General features: G+C 59.0%; 18 protein-coding genes and 9 pseudogenes. 17 read left to right on the forward strand and 10 right to left on the reverse strand.

Annotated features, from left to right (window positions below; all coding sequences use genetic code 11):
• Positions 1-230 precede the first annotated feature (230 nt).
• Positions 231-1313 (forward strand): HPP family protein, encoded by a 1083-nt coding sequence (locus tag NKH89_RS33085; RefSeq protein WP_352911465.1) that lies wholly within the window; start codon positions 231-233, stop codon positions 1311-1313.
• 1053 nt (positions 1314-2366) lie between these two features.
• Here the strand turns inward: NKH89_RS33085 and NKH89_RS33090 are convergent.
• The 3 genes from NKH89_RS33090 to NKH89_RS33100 all read right to left on the reverse strand — a co-directional run bounded on the left by NKH89_RS33090 (position 2367) and on the right by NKH89_RS33100 (position 3875).
• Positions 2367-3005 carry a hypothetical protein gene (locus NKH89_RS33090; protein WP_352593218.1) on the reverse strand — a complete coding sequence of 213 codons (639 nt, stop codon included), beginning with the start codon at positions 3003-3005 and terminating at the stop codon, positions 2367-2369.
• A 33-nt stretch (positions 3006-3038) separates the two neighbouring features.
• The gene (locus NKH89_RS33095) at positions 3039-3569 is read right to left on the reverse strand and encodes a DUF7931 domain-containing protein (protein WP_352593215.1); all 531 of its coding nucleotides are present in this window, start codon (positions 3567-3569) and stop codon (positions 3039-3041) included.
• Between the two features lie 66 nt (positions 3570-3635).
• The gene (locus tag NKH89_RS33100) at positions 3636-3875 is read right to left on the reverse strand and encodes a DUF6471 domain-containing protein (protein WP_352593212.1); all 240 of its coding nucleotides are present in this window, start codon (positions 3873-3875) and stop codon (positions 3636-3638) included.
• Positions 3876-3977: 102 nt separating this feature from the next.
• Here NKH89_RS33100 and NKH89_RS33105 point away from each other — a divergent pair.
• Positions 3978-4652 (forward strand): annotated as a pseudogene (locus tag NKH89_RS33105) (IS1595 family transposase); the annotation flags it as partial.
• 362 nt (positions 4653-5014) lie between these two features.
• Here the strand turns inward: NKH89_RS33105 and NKH89_RS33110 are convergent.
• Positions 5015-5739, reverse strand: a pseudogene (locus tag NKH89_RS33110) (IS110 family RNA-guided transposase); the annotation flags it as partial.
• Positions 5740-5917: 178 nt separating this feature from the next.
• Here NKH89_RS33110 and NKH89_RS33115 point away from each other — a divergent pair.
• The 3 genes and pseudogenes from NKH89_RS33115 to NKH89_RS33125 all read left to right on the forward strand — a co-directional run.
• Positions 5918-7022, forward strand: a pseudogene (locus NKH89_RS33115) (IS5 family transposase).
• Positions 7019-7363, forward strand: a complete 345-nt coding sequence (locus NKH89_RS33120) for a hypothetical protein (RefSeq protein ID WP_352593209.1) — start codon at positions 7019-7021, stop codon at positions 7361-7363. The pseudogene NKH89_RS33115 and the gene NKH89_RS33120 overlap by 4 nt, the downstream one beginning before the upstream one ends.
• 20 nt (positions 7364-7383) lie before the next feature.
• Positions 7384-7653, forward strand: a pseudogene (locus NKH89_RS33125) (transposase); the annotation flags it as partial.
• On the opposite strand, the gene NKH89_RS33130 reads toward NKH89_RS33125, so the two are convergent.
• Positions 7598-9364 (reverse strand): DNA methyltransferase, encoded by a 1767-nt coding sequence (locus NKH89_RS33130; RefSeq protein ID WP_352593206.1) that lies wholly within the window; start codon positions 9362-9364, stop codon positions 7598-7600. The pseudogene NKH89_RS33125 and the gene NKH89_RS33130 sit on opposite strands and share 56 nt — an antisense overlap.
• A gap of 1090 nt (positions 9365-10454) precedes the next feature.
• Here NKH89_RS33130 and NKH89_RS33135 point away from each other — a divergent pair.
• Both NKH89_RS33135 and NKH89_RS33140 read left to right on the forward strand, forming a co-directional pair.
• Positions 10455-12110: an MFS transporter gene (locus NKH89_RS33135; RefSeq protein ID WP_352911497.1), complete on the forward strand. Its 1656-nt coding sequence runs from the start codon at positions 10455-10457 to the stop codon at positions 12108-12110.
• A gap of 32 nt (positions 12111-12142) precedes the next feature.
• Positions 12143-12690: pseudogene (locus NKH89_RS33140) on the forward strand (ABC transporter transmembrane domain-containing protein); the annotation flags it as partial.
• Here the strand turns inward: NKH89_RS33140 and NKH89_RS33145 are convergent.
• Positions 12665-13264, reverse strand: coding sequence for a cold-shock protein (locus tag NKH89_RS33145; protein WP_352911471.1), 600 nt, complete (start codon positions 13262-13264; stop codon positions 12665-12667). The pseudogene NKH89_RS33140 and the gene NKH89_RS33145 sit on opposite strands and share 26 nt — an antisense overlap.
• A gap of 279 nt (positions 13265-13543) precedes the next feature.
• Positions 13544-13760, reverse strand: a pseudogene (locus NKH89_RS33150) (3-methyl-2-oxobutanoate hydroxymethyltransferase); the annotation flags it as partial.
• A gap of 147 nt (positions 13761-13907) precedes the next feature.
• On the opposite strand from NKH89_RS33150, the gene NKH89_RS33155 reads away from it, so the two are divergent.
• A complete protein-coding gene (locus NKH89_RS33155) occupies positions 13908-14870 on the forward strand; it encodes an NUDIX hydrolase (RefSeq protein ID WP_352452634.1) in 963 nt (320 codons plus the stop codon).
• A 7-nt stretch (positions 14871-14877) separates the two neighbouring features.
• Here NKH89_RS33155 and NKH89_RS33160 read toward each other — a convergent pair.
• Positions 14878-15270: pseudogene (locus NKH89_RS33160) on the reverse strand (transposase); the annotation flags it as partial.
• Positions 15271-15362: 92 nt separating this feature from the next.
• Here NKH89_RS33160 and NKH89_RS33165 point away from each other — a divergent pair.
• Complete coding sequence (locus NKH89_RS33165; RefSeq protein ID WP_352452632.1) at positions 15363-15647, forward strand: hypothetical protein; 285 nt, start codon at positions 15363-15365, stop codon at positions 15645-15647.
• 171 nt (positions 15648-15818) lie between these two features.
• Here the strand turns inward: NKH89_RS33165 and NKH89_RS33170 are convergent, their stop codons facing one another.
• Positions 15819-16505 carry an isopentenyl transferase family protein gene (locus tag NKH89_RS33170; RefSeq protein ID WP_352593192.1) on the reverse strand — a complete coding sequence of 229 codons (687 nt, stop codon included), beginning with the start codon at positions 16503-16505 and terminating at the stop codon, positions 15819-15821.
• Positions 16506-17029: 524 nt separating this feature from the next.
• Here NKH89_RS33170 and NKH89_RS33175 point away from each other — a divergent pair.
• Positions 17030-17158, forward strand: a pseudogene (locus NKH89_RS33175) (VapC toxin family PIN domain ribonuclease); the annotation flags it as partial.
• 226 nt (positions 17159-17384) lie between these two features.
• Here NKH89_RS33175 and hemN read toward each other — a convergent pair.
• Complete coding sequence (gene hemN, locus NKH89_RS33180; RefSeq protein ID WP_352911475.1) at positions 17385-18725, reverse strand: oxygen-independent coproporphyrinogen III oxidase; 1341 nt, start codon at positions 18723-18725, stop codon at positions 17385-17387.
• Between the two features lie 1045 nt (positions 18726-19770).
• Between hemN and NKH89_RS33185 the strand changes: the two genes are divergently transcribed.
• From NKH89_RS33185 to NKH89_RS33215, 7 genes and pseudogenes are all read left to right on the forward strand, one after another.
• The gene (locus NKH89_RS33185) at positions 19771-20931 is read left to right on the forward strand and encodes a porin (RefSeq protein WP_352911477.1); all 1161 of its coding nucleotides are present in this window, start codon (positions 19771-19773) and stop codon (positions 20929-20931) included.
• A gap of 14 nt (positions 20932-20945) precedes the next feature.
• Positions 20946-21155 (forward strand): annotated as a pseudogene (locus NKH89_RS33190) (bifunctional hydroxymethylpyrimidine kinase/phosphomethylpyrimidine kinase); the annotation flags it as partial.
• Between the two features lie 402 nt (positions 21156-21557).
• A complete protein-coding gene (locus tag NKH89_RS33195) occupies positions 21558-23090 on the forward strand; it encodes a Fic family protein (RefSeq protein ID WP_352911480.1) in 1533 nt (510 codons plus the stop codon).
• A 15-nt stretch (positions 23091-23105) separates the two neighbouring features.
• Complete coding sequence (locus tag NKH89_RS33200; protein WP_352911484.1) at positions 23106-23711, forward strand: hypothetical protein; 606 nt, start codon at positions 23106-23108, stop codon at positions 23709-23711.
• 32 nt (positions 23712-23743) lie between these two features.
• Entirely contained in the window at positions 23744-24004 is a 261-nt protein-coding gene (locus NKH89_RS33205) for a hypothetical protein (RefSeq protein ID WP_352700377.1), read from the forward strand.
• 234 nt (positions 24005-24238) lie between these two features.
• Complete coding sequence (locus NKH89_RS33210) at positions 24239-24640, forward strand: hypothetical protein (RefSeq protein ID WP_352911487.1); 402 nt, start codon at positions 24239-24241, stop codon at positions 24638-24640.
• Between the two features lie 41 nt (positions 24641-24681).
• Entirely contained in the window at positions 24682-25062 is a 381-nt protein-coding gene (locus NKH89_RS33215; protein WP_352911490.1) for a hypothetical protein, read from the forward strand.
• Positions 25063-25188 lie beyond the last annotated feature (126 nt).

Genomic DNA, 25188 nt, shown 5'->3' on the forward strand with positions numbered 1-25188 from the left:
TCCGGCTGCCCGCGGCACGGCAGCCCTTGGCCTCTAGCTGCGCTCGAGCGGATCAGCGTGCCGTCTGCCTTCTCTAGCCGATCAAAATGTCTGCACCCATTTGGCAATGGCCGTTTCGCGCAAAAGTATTCCCCCGTGAGCCGACTTTCCGAATTGGCTTAACTTCCAAATCTGTGGCTTTGCCTGCATTGCGGAGCGCGGAGTTCCGACCACTCGCCCAAGGGTATGCCATGGCGTTTCGTCTCTTTGTTCCCATCCTTGCCGGTGCAACGCTGCGCGAGCGGCTGCTCGCCTGCATCGGGGCCATGATCGGCATCGCATTGACTGGCGTGATCAGTGCGCTGGCGAACGGGTCTGGCCCACATGTCGCACTGCTGGTTGCTCCAATGGGAGCATCGGCCGTGCTGCTCTTTGCCGTGCCTTCAAGCCCGCTGGCGCAACCTTGGTCGATTATCGGTGGCAATACGATTTCGGCGCTGGTCGGGGTGATCGTGGCGCATTTCGTGCGTGAACCCGTTGTTGCTACCGGCATTGCGGTGGCGCTGGCCATCGCCGCCATGTCGTTTACGCGCTGCCTGCATCCGCCGGGTGGCGCCGCCGCCTTAACTGCGGTGTTCGGCGGACCGGCCGTCTTCAGTTCCGGCTTGCTGTTTCCCTTCGTTCCGGTAGCGCTGAACTCGATCGTGCTGGTCGCACTCGGCTACGGCATCCATAAACTGTCGCGGCGCAACTATCCACATGTGGCGGCCCCCGCCCTTAAAAGCGCGCATGGAACCATCGATCCGCCGGCGCGGGAGCGGGTCGGCTTCCAGCCCGAGGATATCGATGCCGCGCTCGGCGCGCTGGAGGAAACCTTCGATATCGACCGCAACGATCTTGAGCGGCTGCTGCGGCAGGTCGAGTTGCAGGCGATGGTGCGCTCCCACCGCACCCTGCTGTGCGAGGACATCATGTCGCGCGATGTGATTTCGGTCGATGAACATGCGCCTGCCGACCAGGCGCGTCATTTGCTGCTCGATCACAACATCCGGACGCTGCCGGTGACCGACGCCGACGGCGGGCTGGTCGGTGTAGTTGGCCTGCGCGAGCTGACGAAGGCGACCGACGCGGTGAGGGCTGTGATGTCGAAGGCTGGCACCGCCTCTCCCGATACGCCGGCGATGAGCCTGCTGCCGGTCCTCACCGACGGCCGCAGCCATGCCGTGGTCATCGTCGATGCCGAGCGACGCATTATTGGGCTGATCACCCAGACCGACCTGCTGGCAGCGGCAGCGCGCGTGCACATGGAGGACACAACGCTGGCAGCGGCATAAAATAGTGGTCCGGACTTGCTCAATCCGGGAACCCGATGGGGCGCCAATAGGATAGTGGTATTAGGTGCGGCCTTCCGCCTAAGACAATTCCTTTTTACGAGTAGATCAACCCTGAAACGCGACCGCGTGCTCAGGCATCTGGTTCACGTAGGCCAAGTACGACTGCAACAACGGAACACTCTTCAACCTTGCCGGTGGCCAGAGCCAGTCCGCTATGTCGACCAAAGGCGCGGACTACAAATGGAACCATCTGGTGGACGGCTCCTCTGCAACGATGGTAGCGCGGTTCGCATGTCCAAGGCTGGCTTGAAGCTCTACGTCGCGGGTTGAATGATCCTTGGCAAGGGTCGCGGCTCAGACGCCGAGGACGCGGTTCGCAATTCCATGCAGGTGGTCCTTTCCTTTGGTTCCTGCATTTCGCCTATGGTGAGGCGCCGCCGACTCCCGTCATGCATCACGCCGACGACCGCCGCTTCCTCGCCGCGCCAAGGGTTTGACTAGGCCGACGATAGACCCTGAAATAAGCAATTCCGAAACGATGTGGCTTCCTTGCGCGAAGTCGGCTCTGTCGAACAGCGATGTCAACATGATCCTGAGTTCCGAGGGTTCGCCGCGCATCAATCCTATAACCTTGATGACGTTCCTGACTAGGAGGATGAGGCTGCTCCAACACGTCCACCGTGTTAGGAATTGCCATTGCACGAGTTGATCTCGGACTTCTTCGTCGCGCGTCGCCAATTTCCAGCCCAATACCGCGCCTACGCTTGGTACCCGAACCACGCGGCCTATCGCCCTCATGCCCACTTCGAGGACCCTCCAGGATCGGGCCTGTTCGGATAGGTGTGGGAGGCCGAAGCATCAGAGGGAACGGCCAGACGCTACCATGAGGATGCGCCATCTGCCGAAGAGCCGTACCGTTACCTTCGTCACTGTGCGGAACGCGGGGCGACCGTCGCTTCAGCCATCCGGCTTTGGGTGTCATTTCTCCCCTGGCGGAGTCCACCGCCCCCGACAAAAGCCCGGTCTTATGTAGCAAACGCACCAAGCGAGAAATTACGCAGCGGGCTGTACGGTAGTAGCCGTGCCCGTGGCAGCGTCGACCGCCTTGGATGCCGCCGCAGTGGTGGCTGCGGCTTCCATAAGTGCTGCCTTACCAAGAGACGTGACTTGGTATCGCAGAAACCTTCGCGCTGCGAGTTGCACCCACGCGCCCGCCCAAGCCATCAACATAGGCCATACAAATGCCAAGACTGAGAGTAAGAAGTAGAAGCTGATGGAATTGGCATCTTTGCAAAGAAACCATCCAATGATCCCAGCACTGTGAGCCGTTCCAAGGATTAACATAAACGCAACAAATACAGTTAAAACAATTGATAGAAGCTTTCCAAGCCTCCAGAAGAAAAACACGTTGAACAATATGCCCCACACACTAGGTGGGGTATTTATCCATCGTGTTTCGGGAATCAGGATACGATTTTTATCAATCGTCTTTACGTCTGCAATGGCTCTTAGCTGTCCATACCAGATAGTATCCTTTACAGCGTCAGTTGCGCTGGCCTCCACCGCTGCAAGCGACTCGCTGACGCTGTCGCTAATACGAGTGATGTAGGCAAATACCGCAAGATTGAGATATGCAAGGTTTAGCCCCAGCGCCGCCCCGAGAACGGGCTCCAGCTGGGGCAACATAGACACACAGGACGCCGGCTCACCCAAAATGGTCTTTGCCTACGCCGCGACAGTCGCGGCGCGAAGGTTCATTGGAGCACTGGTCTGCCAAACACGATCAAAGAGGCGGATCAGGTCATTGGTTAAAGGAGATTCGCCGAACAGCGCTATTGCCGCTGTTTCAGTGTTGTCCTTCTCAAAACGAAGTCCTTTGTTGTCCATGATCGCAAAATTCATCTGGATTGGCGCCCTAAGGTGCTGTGGTACAACCCGGATTTGCAAGTTTGGATGACCTACCAAACTGTGAAAAAACGGGTGGTTGCTGGTATCCAGATTATGCGGCTCCTCGATCAGAACCTCAGCTTTGCGGTTTGGCAGGCCCAGGAAGAGGTTCGCGTGAGCTACGGTGTCCGGCGCCCCGTAAATTCGGGGGTCGAAGGTTCTGCTGAGGATTCGAATGCACGAGGACGCCCGAGCGAACATACGCTCTATGATGATAGAAGCGTGGATGTGTGAGCCATTCAGAACAACCTCACCGCTCATCTCTCGGATCAGCCGATCTATTTTTGCGCGGTAAACTTCGTCAGACATCGCCACAGCCCATCACATGAATTCGCCTAAATGTAGGCGACCCCCCAGCATCATGCTGGAAATATACTACTCCAAAATTATAGAGGAGCAACCTATGACGGAAAGGGCCTGCAAAAAAAACGCTGCCGTAAACCCGCCTCGACTGATTTTGTTGTTCAAATTGCGCTCGGTCTCATGAACACCGATGGCTGACAGCTTTTCGGCGAGTTGGGCATAGGTGACCCCCTTTCGCTTCAATTCCGCCTTCAACAGGTTCTTGGCCTTCGTCTCATACTCGACGGTTGCCGGGTCGTCCTTCCGTGCCATGTGCCGCCTCAAAAAATACCATCATATCCGGTGATATAAACCCTTGCATTTGGCGGTGCAAGCCGTCATATACGGTGAACAAAATCACCGGATATGATGACAATGGCCCAGCACTTCCTACTTTCCGCCGAAAGCCGCTCGCTCTCCCTCAAAGAAATTTACAAGGGTGGCGAGGAAAAGGCTTACGACACGTTCAAGGTCCTTCGCTGGGCTTCGACGCAAGGTGAGCCTGTTTGTCCGAAATGCGGATGCCTGGACCACTACGACATTCCGACCCGTCGCAAGTTCAAGTGCGCCGCCTGCGGTGCGCAGTTCTCCGTCACGTCCGGTACGATCTTCGCTTCGCGCAAGCTGGCATTTGTCGATCTGTTGGCCGCGATCTGCCTGTTCGTCAACGGCGCAAAGGGCATGTCGGCTGTCCAGTTCTCCCGCGATCTGGACGTTCAGTACAAGACTGCCTTCGTGCTTGGCCACAAGCTGCGCGAAGCCCTGTCGGCTGAAACCAAGAACGAAACGCTTGAAGGCGAAGTCGAAATAGACGGTGCATTTTTCGGAGGCGTCGTGCGCCCTGAGAACCGCGTAGAGGACCGCAAGGACCGTCGCATGAAGGAACATCAGTCAGACCGTCGTCGCGTCGTCATCGCCCTGCGCGAGCGCGCCGGCCGTACCTTGACGTTCATCCGCCATCGCGAAGCCGAGGGCGTTGAGATCGCCCGCGCGCGCATGCTGGCCGGCACCAAGCTGTTCGCAGACGAGGCCAGCCATTGGGACGCTCTAGCAGGCTTCTCTGATTGGGGTCGTTGAGGTCAAGCTCCTCCTGATAATTTTCCGGACCATGTCGCCCGCGGGTCACTCGCTTCTCTTCGCGGTCGGCGTTAGGCCGCCGCATGATGGGGTCAGTAGAGCGAGGCGTCTCAATCTGTTGAACGACCTTAGGAGAGTTCGTCCCAGGATCGTGCCTGCTAACGAGATCGCCTTGCCCGTCGTCCCCACGGGAACGATCCGGCTCACGCCCTTTCGGGCGGAATCAACTCCTCCTTCGTTGGTCCGTTGTGCCTATTTCATGGCCGATACGGAGCCGGGTGCCTTGCCGAAGCGGAATTCTGTCGCATCGCTCCACATGCGATGCAGGATGACAGCGATCGGCGAAAGCGGTCCGGCTGATCGACCGTGGCACGAAAGGCGAGCGCGGTGATGGGTCCCACACCGGGCACGGACATGAGGCGCCGGCAGACTTGCTCCTTGCGGGCGATATTGAAGACCTGCTTTGTCAGTCGCCCGAACTCGCGCAACATCGTTGCCACGATCGCCAGAAGCGGCTCGACAAGCGCCATGATGACCGTATCTGCGCCAATCAGTTCGCGCACGCGATGGGCGAAAGCTGCGCGGCCTGGAGTGCCGAGCTTGATGCCGGCCTCCCGCAGAATCGCCCTGACGACATTTTCGATCGTCCGCATTTATTGAGGACCGTGCGTCGCGCAACGAGGAGGGATCGCCAGAGCCGACACTGCTGGCTCTTCACATGCACCTGCCGATACCAGCCGGTGCGCATGATCTGCGCCAAGGCGCGGGCGTCGTTGCGATCGGTTTTGTTCGGCATCGTTTTCATCGCCGCGTTGGCCTGCCGGGTCTCGATGCAGATCGCCGGCAATCCTTCGGCGCGAATACCGTCATAAAGCCAGGCTGTCAGCGAACAGGCTTCGAGCCCGATGCGCTCCAGCGGCAGATCGATTTTCCGCAAGGCTTCATAAAGCGCCCTCGGCTCACTCGCCGCCCGCCCTTCCTTCACGATCCGGCCGCTCTCGTCGACGACACAGATCGCGGTCTCTTCCAAAGACACGTCAAGTCCGGCAAAATACTTCATGGCTGCTCCTCCTGATGTTTGTGGCGATCTACATCGACCACGTTCTCACATCTCGACAGGAGCAGCCGCCCTCAATTTGGCTCGGGCGAGACCCCAATCACCCCATCTGTTGAAAAAGGCCCTCGCCACCGGACCGCAGCGATGATTCACTGGCTCCGAAGGGATTCGGAGGCGACGAGTGCGCGGCGGCGACGATCGAACTGGCGAACTGTTCAGCTACGTGAACCTTGAAGTCCGGGTTCGGCCAATCATCCATTGCGGGCGATCCGGACGGTCGTGGCTGAAGCCCTGTCGACGCTAGATCGTGAGTTCGCGGCGCTGTATTCGCCGATCGGACGGCCATCGATCCCGCCGGAGAAGCTGCTGCGGGCGATGCTTTTGCAGGCGTTCTATTCGATCCACTCGGAGCGGCTTTTGATGGAGCGGTTGGAATACGACCTCCTGTTCCGCTGGTTCGTCGGCATCGGCGTCGACGACGCAGCCTGGGACCATTCGGTGTTCTCCAAAAACCGTGACCGGCTGCTGGAGGGCGATATCGCGGCGAAGTTCCTGGCGGCCGTGCTGGCGCAGCCCAAAGTCAAGAAGCTCCTGTCCACGGATCACTTCTCGGTCGACGGCACGCTGATCGAGGCCTGGGCTTCGATGAAGAGCGTCAAGCCGAAGGGCGGTTCGGGCGAAGATGACTCAGGCGAGCCGCCGGCAGACGGCGGCGGACGCAATGCGGAAGCGGACTTCCACGGCGAGAGGCGATCGAACGAGACGCACACCTCGACTACCACCCCGACGGCAGGCTCTACCGCAAAGGGCGGGGCAAGGAGGCCAGGCTTTGCTTCATGGGACATAGGTTGATGGAGAACCGCCATGGCCTGCTGGTCGATGCCTGTCTGACGCTGGCCGACGGGCATGCCGAGCGAGTGGCGGCCCTGCACATGATCGAACCTCGCGCCGACCGGCCGCAGGCGATCACGCTCGGCGCCGACAAGGCCTATGACGCGGAGGACTTCGTCAACGAGTTGCGCTCGATGAAGGTGACACCCCACGTAGCGCAGAACACGAACGGCCGTCGTTCGGCGATCGATCGCCGCACCACGCGCCACGGTGGCTATGCCGTCAGCCAGCGCATCAGAAAGCGCATCGAAGAGGCGTTCGGCTGGATCAAAACCGTCGCTGGGCAGGAGAAGACCAAATTGCGCGGCCGCGACCGCGTTGGGTGGGCCTTCACCTTCGCGGCCGCCGCCTACAATCTGGTGCGGCTGCCCAAGCTCTTGGCGGCGTCGAAATGACCGTGCCCGCGGGTTGCCAACTGATCGGCCGCTGGCGGATCATCGAAGCCGATCTGTGGGATCGCGGTTACCTGAACCTCGATGGACCCGCAACGATCACCATCGGAGCCGACAACAACGGCGAGATCGCCTTTGGCGCCCTGCAAGCCGGTCTCGATCTGAGCTACAGCCCCTCGATAGTTCACTTCACATGGGGCGGATGTGACGAGATGGATGAAGTCACAGGCGATGGCCATGCCGAATTGCTCGACGACGGCTCGATCGAGATCACGTTCGCCTACCACAACGGCGACGAGGCCATCCTCAAGGCAATACGGCAGACTTCTTCAACAACCTGCTAGAGGTTGATTACGCTTCGACCCGCATCAACCACTCGGAAAGCTACAGCGACGGCCACGGCAAGCACACCAACATGGTGGAAAGCTATTTCAGCCGCCTTCGCCGCATGGTCGCTGGCCAGCACCACCACGTTTCGCACCGCTACCTGTGTCAGTACGCCAATCACGCCGCATGGCTGGAAGATCATCGCCGCCGGTCAAATGGCGGCAATGCCTTCGCCCTGCTTGGCGGCGCGCTCAACCACCCAGTTTCGCGGATATGGGCTGGCTACTGGCAGCGGGCGTCGGTCTAAGTGACCCGCGCACGACGCGCGGGTTGAGGTGTACATTTTGACCGGCTTGAGGGAGTTCTTTTGTGAACACCAATGGCAACTCTGGCGCATTTGGATCTGGCCTCTTGCCGGTTCCGGTGCGAGATGGCTTCGAAAAGGCAGCGTAGGGAAGGGTCTCTATTGGAGGTAACTGTGGTCGCTGGTTCTGGAACCATTCGTCTATCGCCATAATTTGGATTCTAGGAATTGACCCATGCACAGTCTTAGCAAAGCCGGCGACGACGGCTTCCTTGAGCATTTCCCGAGTCGGCGCATTCAGACAGATAAACAAACCCATCTCTGCCTGCTCGCGCTCAATGACGCCGCGAAACTCCCGCACCATAGCCGGATTAACATTCTTTCCCGCCTTAACTGAGGTAAGCAATCTTCCGTATGATCGGCCGGGGCCATTAGGGAAAAACAATTCTCCATCAATGCCTCGGTCGGCACCTTTCTTCACTTCCTTCAGAAGATGAACACCTAACAGATAATTTGCCCACCACTGGAACTGGAACGGATCGTTCTTCGCCAAGTCGGCTGCAGTTTCGTAGTCGGCTGGGATGCCGATTGATCTTGGAACACGCAACGCGCCGAAGTGCTCGCCAAGCCGCTCTTCGATCACGTGGATAGCGTGAATTGATACATCGATACCAATCCAACGGCGACCTAGGGTCTCAGATGCGTGAACTGTGGTTCCGCAACCGCAAAATGGATCAAGGACTAAATCGCCCTCATTCGACGACGCCTTGATGATCCTTTCCAGCAACGCGAGAGGCTTCTGGGTCGGGTAGCCAATTCGCTCTGCTGACTGTGGGTTAAGCGAACTGATGTCAGTCCAGCAATTGCCAACTGGGGCGCCAGTATCATCATCCATCCTAAGCTTGCGGTATGGCTTGCCATTGGAGGTCCAGCCAAGATCGCCTCGCATGTCGATAGCTGCCAGTTTGTCCTCTTCCATTCGCCAGCCCCACGGACTTGGGTCATAATCTTTGTACACGTAGCTGAGGTTTTCTCGCGCCCCCATACTCGGTGAGCGAACTACCGGACCATCCGTAAACGAGCCCAAATTGTCGACTCTGTCATACTTTTCAAGTAATTCCTCTTTTGAAAGAGGTCGCTTAATTCTCTCTATACGGAGAACTGCGTCGTCGCTTTTTGCATAGAATAGTATGGAATCCGTGTCTGGGCTATACCGCTTTGCTTGATGCTGTGAACCTTTTGGGTTTCTGGATCGACGCCACGTTACTTCATTTCGATAGTTTGCAACGCCAAAAATTGCATCAAGTATTATTTTTAGGTAATGGCTAGCGGTCGGATCACAATGCAGGTACATGCACCCAGTGGGCTTTAGCGCGCGATGAAGTTCCACCAAACGAATAGCCATCATGACCAAATAGGCCATCATATCGCTATCGCCCAGCGCTGCGCGAAGCGCTCGAACGATGGCGCCGGTCTCGCCGCCGACCCTCGTCAAGAGATGCTCGTATGCGCGCTCTGCCTCGTAACCCCATATCCAAAAATCTAAAAATGCCCCCACTTGAGCGCTGCTGACATCTTCACGGGGGCTTTTAAATAGAACGTTGTATCGCGCATTGCTGTTGAAAGGCGGGTCGAGATAAATAAGATCGACGCTGCCGGGCTCGACATATTTTCGAGTGACATCAAGATTATCGCCAAAATAAAGCTTGTTCATCGCCGCCACCTTTGCCACGCCGTTTTCAGAATAAACCACGAAGGTTAATTAAGATGAATCGCGCTCAACCAAGCTTTTCGGCGCTGCCAATTCTTTGTGCCTTGGTGCCGGATCGGCTCGACAAGGGACACGCCCCAGCCCTTCGCCTGCACGATGCGGCGCGCCGTCTCTTTGTTCGTCGCGCTGCCTTCCGCCTCGTGCTTCACGATCAGCCTGTAAAGTTCGCCCTTGCGGAAGCGGTTTGGCTTTCGCCGTAAAGGCGTGATCAGCGCCGGGTCGCCCTGATAGCCAAGGATGAGCAGTACGGCGTCAATGTGCTGAAGCTGGTCGGCCAGGTTCGCACCCTTGAACCGAATCGCGCCGGAAATCTCCGCACGCTTCGCGACCAGCGTGTTTACGCGTGCTCATATCGGGTGGAGCGGACAATTGGGGGCAACTCTTGGCATCCCCGGATTCTAGGGGAAACGAGCTACCGCGTGCTTGGTCTATGTTGGTGCGTTTTGCTACATAAGACCGCAAAAGCCTGACCTTTGCCAGTCTTCTACGGGCAAGCGTTCGCGCCAAAAGTTCAAAGCCGCGTCCATAACATTCAACAATGAAAGCCAGCCTCATCAAATCGAGCAGAAAGTCGTCGATGGCACGTGTGAGCGCGTCAGACTTTTGTTCAAGCTGAAGCAGCAAGGCGCGCGCCTCTTCGATCGCGGCCCGGCAACCGTCTGCGTTTATCAGGAATCAATCCTGTCTAAGATCTGCAAGCCCTCACCTCGCCCCAAGCCAGACTCAGCGCATCGAACGCCGTTGGAGAGAGTTTCCGACGAAAGAACATCGTCGCGTTTCGCGAAAAGGCATCGCTCGGCAAAGTGCCCGTTGATGAAGCATGCTGCGTCAAACGACAAGCAAGAATCCGGGCTCCACCCCGTGATGTCTTCGAAGGCGGGGTGAGCCGGCTCGGGCATGCGTCTCGGCCGCAACCCTTAATCACGAGGAACTGTGCCGCAAGGCAAACAGTTTCTCTCTATTCTTCTAGCCGCCACGGTTCAGCCTAGATTACATGGGAAACGGCAATAACGGAAAAGCAAAGGTTGGCAAAATGAGTAGGGTGGCTGGATCAAATGATGATTTGGCTGCACCAACGACCTTTGCGCCACTTTTGCAGCCCACCTTTCGTTCGATCTGGCTCGCCACGCAAGTCTCGAGCCTCGGCTGGTTGATGCAGACTGTTGCCATCAGTTGGCTGATGGCTACCATCTCGACTTCCGATCTGATGGTTGCGCTGGTGCAGGCTTCATCGAACCTGCCCGCTTTCATTTTGTCCGTATTCGCCGGGGTTCTCGCTGACAATTTCAGCCGTCGCAGGGTTATGTTCGCGGGCCGCTGCCTTATGGTGATAGCATCTGCGATGCTGACCGCTGTTGTAGCGCTGGGCTTTCTCGACCCATGGATGATTCTCGGCTTCAGCTTTTTAATCGCATGCGGCGGCGCTCTCAACGATCCCGCCTGGCAGGCGTCGGTTGGCGATATGGTGGACCGGCGCGATGTTCCCGCTGCCGTTACCCTGCTTTCCGTTGGCTTCAACACCGTACGGACCGTCGGCCCGGCGCTCGGCGGCATCGTGGTTGCCTCCTTCGGGCTTTTGGCCGCTTTTACCGTGACCACCCTCACCTATTTGGTACCCTTGGCCACCATATGGCGCTGCAAGTGGAAGGTCCGCTCGTCGCCTCTTCCGCGCGAGTCGATGAGGAGGGCCATCTATGACGGGCTGCGCTTCACGGCGATGTCATCGGAAATCAAAGCGGCGATCGCACGCGGAACCCTCTTTGGCCTGGCGAGCATCGCCATACTCGCGCTGCTGCCGCTGATTGTCCGCGACCAGTTGGGAGGAGGCCCGCTCGCCTATGGCACGCTCATGGCAGGTTTCGGAACAGGCGCGGTCTTCGCCGGCCTCTCCAACAGCCTGTTCAGACGGAGCTTGTCGCAAGAAAAGCTGATGAGGCTCTCCTGCGCCGCCTGCGCGGCGTGCTCCCTCTCCCTGGCGCTTACCTCTTCGATCGGCGTGGCGGCAATTGCACTTGCTTTGGGCGGCGCAGGCTGGGTCACTGCCTGGTCCGGGGTTGGCGTGAGCGTGCAGCTGGCAAGCCCGCGCTGGGTCGTGGGGCGCACGATCTCCATCTACTATGCATTGATAGACGGCGGCATAGCGGCCGGCAGCTGGGTGTGGGGCACCGTTTCCCAGAACCATTCGCTGACCTGGGCGCTAGAGGGTTCCGCTGCGGCCCTGCTGCTCGTTGCTGCAGCCGGCGTTCTGTTTCCTCTTCGGGAGCGCCGCGAGTCCGAGCCCGATCCTTTGGAGGAATTCGACGCCCCAGCTGTCGCTCTCAGTTTGAAGCCGAGAAGCGGCCCGATCGTGGTCAAGATCGAATATCTGATAGCCGAGAGAAATGTCGAGGCCTTCCTCGACCTCATGCGGCAGCGGCGTCATGTACACAGCCGCGTCGGTGCTCGGAACTGGACGCTCCAGCGCAACCTTCAGAAGCCTATGCAGTGGACAGAAACGTTCCGAACGCCGACCTGGACCGACTACCTTCGCCTCAATCATCGTCTCACGGAAGTAGACAAGGAACTGGACGAGCGTGTCTTCCAGTTACACGCGGGAGAGAAAGCGCCTCAAATGACGCTTTCGATTGAGCGGCCGACAAGCTCGGCCCGGAAACCCGACCAGTCAATCCTTCACCTTCCCCGTCATTGAAGCCTGACCTTCCCATATCTGGGCATCAGCGATCGTTAAAGATCCGGGTGATGGATGACAATCTCGGCGGCATCCGTGTCGTGCGTGCCTTCGCCGCGCAGCCGCACGAGCTGGAAAAGTTCGACCGCGCCAAGCAGGACGCGCCTTGATCTCGCCAATGAGCGCGTTGACATCCGTGTCGGCAACCAGCGCCATGAATTTCTCGTTCCTGACCGCCATGGGCCTGGTGCTCTGGTTCGGTGGCCAGAAAGTGATCGCAGGTCAAATCAGCGTCGGCACGCTGGCCCTCTTGCTCACCTTCATGACCATTCTGCAGATGCCGGTGCGCCAGCTCGGACTGCTGGTCAACTCGTTCGCGCGCGCCTCGACCTGCGGCACGCGGCTGTTCGAGTTGCTCGACGCCGAACTTGACACCGAGGACGCGCCGGGCGCCCGGGATCTCGTCGTCACCGACGGCGTGCTGCGCTTCGACAATGTCGGTTTCTGCTACGCGGGCTCGGGCGGCCGCCCTACGCTCTCCGGCATCTCCTCCGAGGCGAGCAATGCATCGCCGTCTAGGCAAGGCGAATGCTCCGGACTTCCCAGCCTTTCTTGCCTTGCCCGCATTCGACAAACACCTTCTGTCCCGCCACCAGCACGCTGAGCCCTGAGCGCGTCAGGGCGCTGGCATGAACGAAGACGTCCTTCTCACCGTTGTCAGGAGCAATGAAGCCGAAGCCCTTTTCGGGTTTGTACCACTTGACCGTGCCCCCGCTCTCCAGCTGCGCACCGGTTTCATCGAAGGTCCCTCCAGCGACGCGCGTATGTGACGGAGTTTTCGCGCGGTGATCGCCGATCTCCAGCACCTGCGCGACTTGATGACCTTTTGGACTTTTTTCGACCGTGATCTTGAGAGGCGTTCCCGCGGCAACATCCCGGCTTCCGGCCGCCTCTAACACTCGCACGTGCAGATAGGCCTCCGTGCCGTCAGACAGTTTGACGAAGCCAAAGCCCTTGCTGACTGTGAACCACAATACCTCCGCATCGACAGGATCTGCCGTCACGGTCGGCGGGCGCTGAAAATAGTTTGGCTCGGAAGTCCGTTCCGAAAAGGAAACGGGGTCATCGTCATAGCGATGCCGGCGTGGCTCGCGATGGTCTCGATATTTGCCCATGATCATCTCGACTGGCATGGATGGCGCACTGCGCTACCGTCAAGGTAATCTCAATCGGGCGACGCGTTTATGTCAAAAAGGCCGTGAAGGCCGCAGCTGTGCCCGGCCTATCGGCCGAACCCTTTGAAACTAGATTCATTTCCCCTGAAACAATAGTGCCGGCGAGTCGATTTACTGACTCGCATAGGTTGTGTTGGAGCGAGAGTGCGATGATGCTGGCGCGGGCGCACTGGAAGGGCTTTATCAGGCATTGCGGAAAGCCTGCTCCGGGTTTCTTCAAAAGGAACCGAACGGCGGGTCGACGACCATTTGCGCCGGCTCCAGGCCACGGGGCAGGCCTGACCGTGCATGATCATCATCTCCAGCGTCACGCCCAGCGTCGACGCCAAGCCGTGGAGAACCATGCCGCGCTGTCGCCGACGAGAACAACGTCGCAATGTCGATCGACGAGCTTTGAATCGGCGCACTCAATGGGCCTCCTTCCCCAAGCACGGATGTCGCGTTGGCACTTTTTGTGCAGCTGCGAAGAGCTAAAATCGCCACGACGGGTGGTGTTGACGCGCCGACAATTATCAGACAAAAACGGAATTCAATCGGTTCAGCGGCCTACGCGGCAGGGCTCTGCTCAACAACCTCGGGGACCATGGACGAACGCGCAAAAGGGATTAGGAAAGGCGGAGCTGGAGGCAAGGCCAACGACGTCAATGCGGACTTAATCGCCGTTGTGGTCGCCATGGACAGCAGCGCCCCCTGCGTTCTGACCATCCCGCAGGCAAACGCCCTGCCCTCGGGCCCGTTCGAGCTTGCTCACCGTTCGCTGCAGTCGGGCCTCAGGGGATGGGTGGAACAACAGACCGGCCAGCCGCTCGGCTATATCGAACAGCTCTACACCTTCGCCGATCGCGACAGGGTTGGCGCTGACGACCGCGTGGTCTCTATCAGCTATCTGGCGCTCACCCACCAAGACGAAGCTGGCGACCCGGCCGGGCGACACTGGGGAAGCTGGTACGACTATTTCCCGTGGGAGGATCACCGCTCCGGCACACCGGCGGTCGTGTTGGACGAATTGCGGCCGCGCCTGATGGAATGGGCGGATGGCACTGACGACAGTACGACACGCCTCGACCGACGACGGCGGGCGGCGATCGCCTTCGGCTTTGACGACCGCCATTGGAACGAGGAACTCGCGCTTCAACGTTATGAGCTGCTCTACGAAGCCGCCCTGGTGGAGGAAGCAATACGCGCCGGACATTCCGCTGCGCCCACCTGGGTCTCGGGCAGATCGATGATCGCCGATCATCGTCGCATCCTGGCGACCGGCATTGCGCGGCTGCGCTCCAAGATCAAATATCGGCCGGTCGTATTCGAACTGATGCCGCCGGTCTTCACGCTTTTGCAGCTGCAGCGCACCGTGGAGGCGCTTGCCGGCAGGCTCGTGCGTAAGCCGAACTTTCGCCGGCTGATCGAGCAGCAGGAGCTGGTCGAGGAGACCGGTGAGACAACCGCGGAAACCGGCGGCCGGCCGGCGCAACTTTATCGCTTCCGTCACGCCGTTCTCGACGAGAGGGTGATAGCCGGAACAAAATTGCCGCTCTCGCGGGCTTGACCCGCCTTGCGCCAGCAGCCCTGACGATGTCGCGGACGGCTTGGCCCTTGTGAGAACCGGGATTGTCGAGAATGACGATGTCGCCCGGCTTCAGTGTTTTGTTGAGTTCGGTTTCGACATAGACGCGAAAGGCCTGCGTATTGATGGGTCCGTCAATGACCCAAGGCGCCTCCACCCGATCATGCCGCAGCGCGGTGATGAAGGTCATCGTCTTCCAATGGCCATATGGTGCGTGGGCCATCAGCCGCTTGCCGCGCACACCCCAGCCGCGCAACGGCGCCATGTTGGTCTTGACCCATGTTTCATCCAGGGAGACCAGGCGCGTAGGGTCAATGCGGGTCTGATAGCGCATCCATTGCGCACGCCCGCGCATCAGCTTTGGCTTGAGCTGCTCGGCCGCCAGAACGGTTTTTTTGAAGCTCTTGCCCTCGCGGTGCAGGAAGCGACCGACGCTCGCAGGAGACCACGTTCAGCCAGTGCCGCCGTCAATTGATGAAGCGTCATGTTGGCATCTCGCTCAACCTCGCCCAGGACGAAAGCACGGTGCTCCCCGTCGATCAGATAGGGCCGATGACCACCCATCTTGCCGGGTGCCGCACTGCCACGGCGACGCTTGCGGCCTCGGGCGTTTCCTGGGCGAAGGCGGTGGCGATGAAAGCCGAGACGACGCCACAGACTGGGCTGGCGGATAGTAGTTCGCGAGTCAGCCACGGTAGCGGTCGCTACGAAGCGCGCAGCACTTTGTCATCGGTACATTCCGTCCCATGCCTGAAATGAGCAGTGCAGCCATGTCGCCTCCTCCGCAGTCACCGTGGCGAAAGCAATCCTTCCGCTGCCACACGGACCTAATGTCGCCTGGCACTAGACTAGCTTGCTTCAGCAAACCACTTAGCGCAATTCTCAGGAGCTACCGTGCCCGCATCGCAGGCGAGGTCCGGGGAGGCTTGCTCACTCAGTTTGCCATTCTGGAAAGTCGCGTTCTTGCCAACGCGCATACTCGAGATATTCTCTCGCAATCGCCTCTACAAGATCTTGTTGGAGCTCTTTGCGAAGGCACGGCATTTCGCTGATTGCCAAGCTGTGCTCTCTCGCAAAATGAATGGCGCAACGATATCCGTCAACGTCTTCCAAAGTGGGACGGACTGCATCTTCCTTCCACTGATCGGCAAGTTCCTGCAGCAATGAAGGTTGTCCTTCTCTTGTGACAAACATGTCTGTGACCCGACGCTTGGCTCTCTCCAGAAAGGCGTTCGAGTTGCCGAGCCGCAACCGCCTTACATGCCACCGAAAAGCGCCATCCCAATGCTGAGTTCGCGCCATTAAATTGAGAAGGGAGATCGAACCGCCTTCGAGGATGAGCCCCGGCTGGGAACTACGCTCATCCACTTGCATTATCAGCTTACGATGGGCGGTCTCGGCGTCGATGATGCCCGCGGTTAGCGGGCGCGAATCCAAGTAGATCCGCTGGGTAGATTGCAGTTCGGAATCCGAGGGACGCCCGCTGCCGGTGGCGATTTGAGGACAGCATTGTACACGATCCAGCGCAATGACCGGCCATCCGGTCTCTCGTGCAATTTGGATTGCCGCGTCTGTTTTGCCGCTGCAGGTCGGCCCGTAAATCAAATAGATTAGCATGTGTATGCCGCATAGTTTATCGGAACTAACCGCCCCCCAAGCACAAGATACTCGGTAGGCTTTCACCGGACTTGTCGCAAACATTTTGACAAGCGGCGATTATGCCCTGAAACGACGCCATTTTCGAACTTTGTGAAGTCCGAAAGGGCGCAAGCAGCCCGTTCTGGTCGTTCAGTCCAGTCACCAACGCCTCTGTTTGACGTTTGACGACGGTCCACTTTGCACATTCGCAAACACACAGACCGCCGGCGCCAAGGATTTGGCGCTTTTTGCGTGGCGTCCGCTCCGATCTTCCGGAAGGGGAGCTGGCTGCTGTTTTCTGGGCACTCGCTGCGCATCGCCGCTGCGCAACGCCGAACTGGACATCGAGCGGCTACGCGATGAACCGCATGGTCTGCCATTGTGAGGCTCTTGCTCGACACTAATGGCCTCTCCGAAGTGACGAGGCCGACGCTGCGGCAGGCCCGGGCGAGCCATCCGGCCAGTGCGTCACGTTTCCGACCTTTGTCCATGAGGGCAGCGGCTTCGAGCCGAGAGTCCTGCCCGTGGACGAACTGGTTGCCCTGGCCTGGGGCGACCTGACGGGCCTCGCGAAGCGGCGTGGCCGCGGTCTGTCATCGATGGACGGGCTGATTGCAGCCACCGCGATTTCCTGACCCATCACATGGCGGGGATCTCATGCGCTGACGGCGAAACACCCAGATGCCCCGCACCTACCACGATCAATATGGAAACGCCTCGGTGGCAGCCACGAGGTCGATGTCATTGAAGATGAGATGAAATAGGCGGATCAGCTCTGCTTTTCGCATCCTTGACGCGCGCTTCATGACAGGCCTCGGCCGAGGGCGTCGAGTTTAGCTTCCGGTTGGATGCTTGCCCTCACCTGTGGCTATGCTTACGGCCATCCCGATCGAGAAAAGCATCGAACGCGGCAGCGACAGCGCGAATTACAAAGCGATGCTCCCGCCGTACGCGGACAAAACCGTTTTCGAAGTCCACTATCCCGTCCTCGGCCAGCATCGCCAAGCGTTCAGCTGAATCGAGAAGACGGATCGGATCAGATCCGTGGGCGGCACAGATTGCCTGCACATCGGCCTCGAGATCGCACATTAGTCGCTCGATAATTGCGGCTCGCACGCGGTGGTCGTCGGTGAGGCGATAGCCCTTTGACGTCGCCAGACGGCCAGCTGCGATGTGCTGGATGTAGGAATCCCGTGTAACTTCGTTTTGGACGTACCCCTCGCCGACGCGGCCGATAGCCGACGCGCCGAAACCGATCAGGGTTCTGCAGGTGGTGGCCGAGTAGCCCAGCGAGTTACGCCGCAGGCGACCCGTTTTCTGTGCCAGCGCGAGCTCGTCGTCCGGCAAGGCGAAATGGTCGAGCCCGATCTCGCGGTAGCCGGCGGCAATCAGCGTCGCGGCCACGGCCGCATACTGTTCGGCGCGGGCAGCGCTGCCCGGAAGAACTGCCTCCTCGATGAGGCGCTGATTCTTTATAAGCGACGGGATGTGCGCATAGCCGAACACCGCAAGCCGGTCGGGGCGCATTGCGACCGCCGCCCTCGCGGTCTCGACGCAGGACTGCACCGTTTGATGCGGGAGACCGAAGATGAGGTCGAAGTTGATGCGGCTTACTCCATGCCGGCGCAGCATTTCCACGGCAGCCGACGTCTGCGCCTCACTCTGAACCCGGTTGATTGCTTTTTGAACAATGGGATCGAAGCTCTGCACGCCGAGACTCACACGGTTCACGCCGGCTGCTCCTAAGGCCTCGGCCATCTCGGCCGTGAACGTGCGCGGATCAATCTCGACGGCAACCGTAGCTGTTTTCGTGAGAGCGAAGCGGCGTCGCAGGAACTCCATCAGAGCCAGGAACTCGGCTGGTCCTATGAGAGACGGCGTTCCGCCGCCGAAATGCATGTCGCTCACGGGCAGCGTCTGCGGCGCTCGCTCCGAGACCAAACGGATCTCGTCACGCAGGGCCGCCAGATAGTTGAGGATCGGCGCATCATGGCGGGTGATGGTGGTGGGGAAGCCACAATACCAGCAAGCTGATCGGCAGAACGGAACGTGGAAATAGAGCGACACCGGATCGTCAGCCGGCAGGTTCCTGAGCCATTCCTCATAAGCCTCGGCGCCGACCGCCCCAGAGAACTCCGACACAGTCGGATAGATAGTGTACCAAGGCAGGCCGGCCTCGCGATATTTTGTGGTCTGCAACAGTTACCGTCCCATGCTGATAACCACCAACCTTACCGCTGCGCTCGCCTGTGTCTTTGCGCTATGTCAGTCCGTTCCGCTTTGGTCTCGAAACTTGTATTTCTCAGCAATAGCGGCCGTTCAGTCTTGGCTGGACGGTCAGCGACTGGCCATGGCTGTTCCCGCCGCGACCCTCACGCGCACCGTTTGGTTCCACCATCCCTTCCCTTCAGCCTGCGCCTGGTCGAGTAGATTCTGCTGAGCGCTGCTGCCGCATCCAACGAGATAACACGGCGTTGGGACCAGACTTTGCTCGCCAGCTAGCCCAGCCCCATAGTGATCTCTGGCATCTCGATGAGCTCGTTGTGTGAATTGCTGGCAAGAAGCATTAGCTGTGGCGCGCCGTCTATCAGGACGAGAGGCTGCTCGACGCGACCGTCAGGTCGGCCGCAATGCCAAGGCCGGCGTGCCTACTGACTCCGTGGTGGAGGCAAGGCTGCGCGTTCAGCGCGTGATTACCGATCATCGCGCTCGCCAAAATGACGGCGTCGTACCGAGCGGTGCCGCCGCATGATGTCTCAACGTCGGGGCTCACAGCAAACAAAGCTGTCGCCATTGAACGAAACTGTCGCGAAGCGAACAGACGAACCGTAGCCGAAACGTTTGCCGTTCGTGCTTGGGTTGATCCGCAAGGCAAAAAGGAAGGAAGAGCGAACCAAGGTCCGCCGGCACACTTGAGCTTCAAGCCGCAGCTGCGTCGTCAGGATGGCACGTCATTTGCGGTAGAAGCCTTTGTGACGGCCCGCCCACAACTAGCGGAGATGACGGGGATGATTTGTACAGAAATGTTGGATGGAGTCGTTTCGGCTATTATTATATTTGTAATAACAATCGCATATTTGTAACAATAACGCCCAATCATATTCTCAATTTGTGATGAATATCTGGCGTGACGAGCGCATCAAACTGCTCAAATTCAACTCAACGCGCATCGTTACCGACTGTCTCCTTAGCAAGAGTTCATCACTGACGTCCATTCCTTTTACTCTTTGAACGGAGATCAACAATGAACATTAGGAGCCTCCTCCTCGGCTCAACTGCGGCACTGATTGCCGTTTCCGACGCTCGCGCCGTGACCGCCGTTGCCGAGCCTGACCCGACTGAGTACGTTAAAGTCTGCGACGTCTACGGCTCGGGCTACGTCTACATTTCAGGCACTGAGACCTGCGTGCGCATCGGCGGCTATGTCCGTTACGACGTCGGCTTGGGCCATGTCGGATTGGTTGATCACGCAAGAACCTCGGATGTGAGGACTGGTGAGCATCAGGGCACATGGCAAAACAACACGCGCTTCACATTGAAAACTTGGACCGGCCAGGAGACCGAACTCGGCACGTTGAAGACCTACACCGAAACCCGCATGAACTTCGGCAACCGCCACACTTCGGTTTCGGACAGTTCTCGGTCCTATGCCTTCAACGGAGACAGCACCTTGACTTTCGCCTGGATTCAGCTTGGTGGCCTCCGAGTTGGTAAGGACTGGTCGGCCTTCGACATGTTTATTGGCGGCGCGGGTGACGTACTCAACCAGACGCCGGTTCCGTACGGCGCTTTCGATACCAATGTGGTTCAGTACTACTTCGACGCCGGGAACGGCTTTTCGGCCGTGGTTTCGCTCGAAGAAGGCTCGGGCGTGGTCGGCACAATCGACAGCTACGCACCGCACGTAGTCGGCGGCTTGAAATACACACATGGCTGGGGCGCGATCACCGGCGTTGCCGCTTATGATAGCAACTACGAATCGGTGGCCGCCAAGGTCCGTGTCGACATCAATGTCACCAACGAACTGTTGCTGTTCGGAATGCTCGGCTACGGTTCCAACGGCAAGCTCAACGACGACTCCACGAACGCCATCGACGCTCATGGTCGCGGCTTCTATAAGAGTTGGGGCGGGAACTGGGCTTTCTGGGCTGGCGCCACTTACAAGCTCAACGAGACAACTTCGTTCAACCTTCAGCTCTCCGGTGATCAGCTCAAGAACCATTGTGTCGCTGCAAACGTCGCCTATGCGTTTCTTCCAGATTTCACAGTTACGGCGGAACTCGACTATGGCCGATACGGTAACTTCGCCGTCGGCAAGGTGGACGGCGCTTCCAACATGAATTGGACCAACGCCAACAAGAAGAGCAGTGTCGGCGGAATCCTGCGTTTCGAACGCTCATTCTAACGGATGAAAGGGCGCTGAGGCAGGCATCGCATGTACTTGTCGTCGGCGGATCGGACTCCAGTGGGGGTGCCGGAATCGCGCGCGATATCGAGACGCTCTCCTCCATGGGCGTGCGCAGCTGCCTTGCCGTCACTGCGGTGACGGTGCAAACACACGACAGCGTCACGGACATCCTTCATCTGCAACCCGGTCTGGTGGCCGATCAGATGCGTGCAGCGATCTCGCGGGCGTCACGGCGTAGTGAGCGCGGGCGCGGCCGTGATGATCGTGGCGGGAGGGAGAGGTAAGGAGCGTCTTTCCTTTGAGAATTCGCGTTTACGGGTACCCACGATGCACAACGGGCGAGTTTTTCAAAGAGGCGCGTCCTCCTTCGAAGCGCTTCGGAGGGCCAGGCTCTAGGCTCGCCCCGAGCCCGTGCGTAGCCTGCGGGGGAGCTGGGTCTCGGCCCATCCGGGTAACGATCCTTCGCGCGGCTATGGAAACGATCGCATTTGCCGATTATCGCATAAAAAACTTGTTATCGCACGACTAAAAAAACTTGCAACTCCACAGCATCATTGACTTGTCGCCTATCAGCACTATATACTTGTAATCGCACAGCTCTAAAAACTTGCAAAGGCACGGCCATGGCCAAGCCCCATGAAAAACTCGCTGTATCACTGGCCGTCCTCAAAGAGCTGCAGGAGGGTGGGCGGCGCATATTCAAATCAGATGAGCTGACCCGCGTCCACCGGGAGCGGCTGCTGCAGAACGGGTTCCTGCGCGATGTTATCAAAGGCTGGCTCATGTCGACCGGCCCACAGGCACGGCAGCAAGACACCACCCCTTGGTACGCGAGCTTCTGGGAGTTCTGCTCCCTTTACTGCAATGACCGGTTCGGCAAGGACTGGTTCCTCTCACCGGAGCAGTCGCTGCTTCTGCACGCGGAAGCGCCCACTATTCCGCCTCAGGTGGTGGTGAACACCCCCAAAGGCACGAATAACAAAATCGACCTGCTGTTCGGCACTTCGCTCTATGACCTCAAGGTCAAGGAGATGCCGGCCGAACTGACAGAGAAAAACGGCCAGCGCGTGTTCACTGTCGAGGCCGCCCTTACCCGGGTGCCGGAAGCGTTCTTCCAGCGCGCCCCTATCGAGATGCAGATCGCCATGGCGTCGGTGCGCGACGTATCAACCGTTCTGGCCCTGCTGCTTGATGGCGGCCATTCCGCCGTGGCGGGACGGCTTGCGGGGGCCTTCCGTCGCGTAGGACGCGACTCCTTTGCCGATGAAATCGTGGCCGCCTTCAAAGCCGCCGGCTATGACGTGCGCGAATCCGATCCGTTCGCGGGACAAATTGGAGTGACAACCATTGCGGCGGGCGTACCGCCGTTGGTCGCCCGCCTGCGCGCGATCTGGCAATCGCAGCGCGAAGCCATCATCGAGATATTCCCGAAGGCACCCGGACTGCCGTCCGACAAAGACGCCTATATGAAGTTCGTCGAGGATATCTACGAAAGCGACGCCTACCATTCGCTGTCGATAGAAGGGTACAGCGTCACCCCGGAACTCATCGACCGGGTGCGCGAGGGGAGCTGGAATCCGGAGATTGATGAAGAGGACCGCAAGAACCGGGATGCGCTTGCCGCGCGTGGCTACTACCTCGCATTCCAGAAGGTCAAAGACTCTGTTGCCGCGATCATCAACGGCAAGCCAGCCGGCGCGTTGACGCGGGACACTCACCGGGAGTGGTACCGGGAGCTGTTCGCGCCGTCAGTGACCGCCGGCATCCTCAAAGCGAGCGCGCTTGCGGGATATCGCGATCACCCTGTGTACCTGCGCGGCTCGCAGCACGTGCCGCCGCGTACCGGAGCGGTGGCCGATGGTATGAATGAGCTGTTCGACCTGCTGGAGGCGGAGAAGGAGGCCTCCGTGCGTGCCGTGCTGGGGCATTGGCTTGTGGGCTATGTGCACCCCTATCCGGACGGCAACGGACGGATGGCGCGGTTCCTCATGAACGCGATGCTGGCTTCAGGCGGTTACCCCTGGACAGTCATCAGAGTCGATGACCGGAAGGCCTACCTCGCAGGGCTGGAGGAGGCGAGCGGCAATATGAATGTGAAAACATTCGCCGCCTTTCTCGCCGAACGGGTGAAGTGGTCTATGGAGAAGGCGGCGTGAGGTCGGTGGTGTGCCATGTTTAACTTGCTTGTCTCGGGCCGCGGCGAGTGGTGGGAAACGCCGCCGTTCACGTCAACCATTGACCGGTTCAAGGAATATAGCGGCGCCGAGGCCGAGGCTATCGACCTCGCGCGTCCTGAAACATTGCGCCGGCTGGAGGAAATCCCGGCGCTGTTGATGTACGAAGTCGGGGCGGGAGGCCCGCACACGCGCGTGGTCCGGCACGGCCGCATACGCAATATCGTTCGGCGCGGACACGAACTGGCCTTCACCTTCGAGCCCGATCCGGAACATGCCTTTCTCGACCGGTCAGCGGTGTTGAGAATTGCGGACCGGCTGGGCATTCAACAGTTCGAACAGCACCGTACGCACTGGGCGATCAAGGATGGTGACATTCCGGCCGAGCTGATTGCCACCGGCACCGCTGAACGGGCGCAGCGCACCGTTGCCGTGGTTGCGGCAGAATATGTAGAAGCGCGCCGCGAGGGACGAAGGAGAGAAGCTGCCGAACTGGCCGAGAACTGGAGGATTTTCCTCCCTCGCTGGAGAAAGCACTGTCGCTCGTGCCGGCGCGTATCCTTCAGCAGCCGACACCCGAATTATACCCCATCCTTGGGATAGAGCCCCGCACGCCCGAAGGCCGCAACGCCGTCGTGGCCGTCGTCGCAAGGGATCACAATGGGCAGGACTTGCCTGCCGACTGGTCTTATTCGCTGGCGTGGTTCCTGGACCTTTACGGCAGCGCGACGGAAGCGGGGCGCCTTGACGGCGCGCTGGCCGAATGCGCAACGCATGTGATCGCGCTCGGCACTGGCGAGGGAGAAGCCGCCGCCCCGGTTGAAGATATCGGCTACGCACTCTGGCTCTGTTCGCGAAGCCCGAAACTTATCGGCGATCTGGCCGGGAATCGCTGAGATAGCGCAGGAGGTTTTGTCGCTTACCAAAATCAACTGGAACTCGACCCAGATCAACCAGAAGCTTCCCATTCCCATTCTAGCAGCCGGAAGAGTGGGTGAGCTCTTTAAATATCTATCCGAGGAATCGATAAGCTCAGACTATCTCCAAGTATACATAGTTTTTCTTGTTATAGAGTCTGCTCGGCTGCAGGCAAAGAGCCAGGATAAACTTCAGCACGAAAGCAGAATTGAATGAAGGTGGGCTACATGGAGTTCTCATTTGGGTATGCCTTCACCGAAAACCTTATCCGGTCATCGTCAGCCGCACCTGTAGGCGCGCCGGTCTTTCCAAACCTCATACAGGAGGGGCATTCTGGCTTTGACATCCGCATCAACTTCCCAGGGGTTCCGCTGTTTTTCCAGTACAAGCTTCCGGAGCTGATGAAGCGAGGAACTGCCTTTGAGGTTGCGAGCGGACATTGTCCCGGTTTGTCGATACCATTTTTTCGGATTGCGATGATGCGCAGGGATGTGTCGCGTCAGCATGAACCGCTTCTTCGGTTTGAGGCGCGCTATCCGTCAAACGTCTTCTATGCGGCTCCTTGTATCGCAAACATCAGCGATTTCGACCGCTCTTATTTGGAGCAACCGTAGCACGGCAGTCCATTTTCGTCTCACCAGGGGATATTGGGCCCTTGCCAGACGACAAAGCGCACAGCCTTGCCTATAAACCTGGACTGGCAACTGGATATTTTTGCTCGAAACCCAAGCCCACCAAAGTTCAAACATTTGATGATCTCGCTGCGCTCTTCAGGGAGCAGTTCGCCGAGAAGCGTTTTGCGGAAGTCGGCGAGGCGGCGCGTGAGATGCGCGAAAACGTACTTGAGCTTGCTTCGCCGTCAATGCGGCAAGCCGAACAGCTCATTGCTGAACGGGTCGGCGCGAGATGCATTCAGATTCTAGACGGCGCAGCCAGACCGCCCGAGGAAGAGCGCGCAGTCACTGACATTCTCGTAGCGCGGGAAATTGCGCGTGTCGATCGTGGCGTCGACCTGCTGGTGGCCCAACCACGCTAACGACATCATACCGCTGATTAGCCCATCTGTGGACGCCCCTTCGGACGCAAGCGATTTTTTTGGCGGTAGGCACGATGTCGGATGCTGCCATCTGTCCGGCCTCCTGATGCAGCCATCGGCTGCGGG

The sequence above is a fragment of the Mesorhizobium sp. M0923 genome (assembly GCF_040319365.1).
GTDB lineage: Bacteria > Pseudomonadota > Alphaproteobacteria > Rhizobiales > Rhizobiaceae > Mesorhizobium.